The organism is Pseudomonas sp. P5_A2_2 (assembly GCF_054177685.1).
Genome location: NZ_JBGCUL010000874.1, coordinates 1 through 1,866, shown reverse-complemented (window position 1 = coordinate 1,866; position 1,866 = coordinate 1). Strand labels below are relative to the sequence as shown.

1 protein-coding gene and 1 pseudogene are annotated in these 1,866 nt (G+C 61.7%); both read left to right on the top strand.

The genetic code is table 11. The annotated features are described in order from the left end of the window. A pseudogene (locus ACXRVY_RS26785) lies at nt 1-688 on the top strand (Fe/S-dependent 2-methylisocitrate dehydratase AcnD); the annotation flags it as partial. A gap of 66 nt (nt 689-754) precedes the next feature. Next, nucleotides 755-1,866, top strand: a 1,112-nt coding sequence (gene prpF, locus ACXRVY_RS26780; RefSeq protein ID WP_458238704.1) for a 2-methylaconitate cis-trans isomerase PrpF, incomplete at its 3' end; no start/stop codon positions are given.

The following is a 1,866-nucleotide window of genomic DNA, read 5'->3' as shown; positions in this document are numbered from 1 at the left end:
CATCACCACCGATCACCTGTCGCCGTCCAACGCGATCATGATGGACAGCGCCGCCGGCGAATACCTGGCGAAAATGGGCCTGCCGGAAGAGGACTTCAACTCTTACGCGACTCATAGGGGCGACCATTTGACCGCGCAACGCGCGACGTTTGCCAACCCGAAACTGTTCAACGAAATGGTTCAGGAAAACGGCGAGGTCAAGCAGGGTTCGCTGGCCCGTGTCGAGCCGGAAGGCAAAGTGATGCGCATGTGGGAAGCCATCGAGACCTACATGGATCGCAAGCAGCCGCTGATCATTATCGCAGGTGCCGACTACGGCCAGGGTTCGTCCCGTGACTGGGCGGCCAAGGGTGTACGGCTGGCGGGTGTCGAGGCGATTGCCGCTGAAGGTTTCGAACGCATTCACCGCACCAACCTGGTGGGCATGGGCGTGTTGCCGCTGGAGTTCAAACCCGGCACCAACCGCCATACCCTGGCCATCGACGGCAGCGAAACCTACGACGTGATCGGTGAACGCACCCCGCGTGCCGAGTTGACACTGGTGATCCATCGCAAGAATGGCGAGCGAGTCGATGTGCCCGTGACCTGCCGCCTCGACACCGCTGAAGAAGTGTCGATCTACGAGGCCGGCGGCGTGTTGCAACGCTTCGCCCAGGACTTCCTCGAAGAGTCGGCGGTCGCCGTTTAATACACGCAGTACAGACACGGGACTTTGAGTCCCGTGTCTGCTTTCAGATCAGGAGTAACGAGCACCATGGCTCACGCAGCTCAGATTAAAATTCCAGCCACCTACATGCGCGGCGGCACCAGCAAAGGCGTGTTCTTCAGCCTGAAAGACTTGCCCGAGGCTGCACAGGTTCCAGGCCAGGCCCGCGATGCGCTGTTATTGCGCGTGATCGGCAGCCCCGACCCGTACGACAAACAAATCGACGGCATGGGCGGCGCGACCTCCAGCACCAGCAAAACCGTGATTCTGTCGAAAAGCATCAAGGCCGATCACGATGTCGATTATCTGTTCGGACAGGTGTCGATCGACAAGCCGTTCGTGGACTGGAGCGGCAACTGCGGCAACCTGTCGGCGGCGGTCGGTTCGTTCGCCGTCAGCAATGGTCTGGTGGACGCCAGCCGCATCCCGCACAACGGCGTGGCGGTGGTTCGCGTGTGGCAGGCCAACATCGGCAAGACCATCATCGCCCACGTGCCGATCACCAACGGTGAAGTGCAGGAAACCGGCGATTTCGAACTCGACGGCGTGACCTTCCCGGCGGCCGAAGTGCAGATCGAGTTTCTCGATCCGGCGGCGGATGAAGAGGGCGGCGGCGGTTCGATGTTCCCTACCGGCAACCTCGTGGATGACCTGGAAGTGCCCGGCGTCGGTACCTTCAAGGCGACTATGATCAACGCCGGCATCCCGACGATTTTCGTCAATGCCGAAGACATCGGCTACAAGGGCACCGAGTTGCAGGGCGCGATCAATGGCGACCCGAAAGCCTTGCTGATGTTCGAAACCATCCGTGCCTACGGCGCATTGCGCATGGGTCTGATTTCGAGCATCGACGAAGCGGCCAAGCGGCAGCACACGCCGAAGGTGGCCTTCGTGGCCAAGCCTGCGGACTACGTGGCCTCAAGCGGCAAGGCGATAGCAGCGGGGGATGTCGACCTGCTGGTGCGCGCACTGTCCATGGGTAAATTGCACCACGCGATGATGGGCACGGCGGCGGTGGCGATCGGCACGGCAGCAGCGATTTCCGGCACTTTGGTCAACCTCGCGGCGGGCGGTATCGAACGCAATGCGGTGCGCTTCGGCCATCCGTCCGGCACCTTGCGCGTTGGCGCCGAAGCCAGTCTGGTCAACGGAGAGTGGAC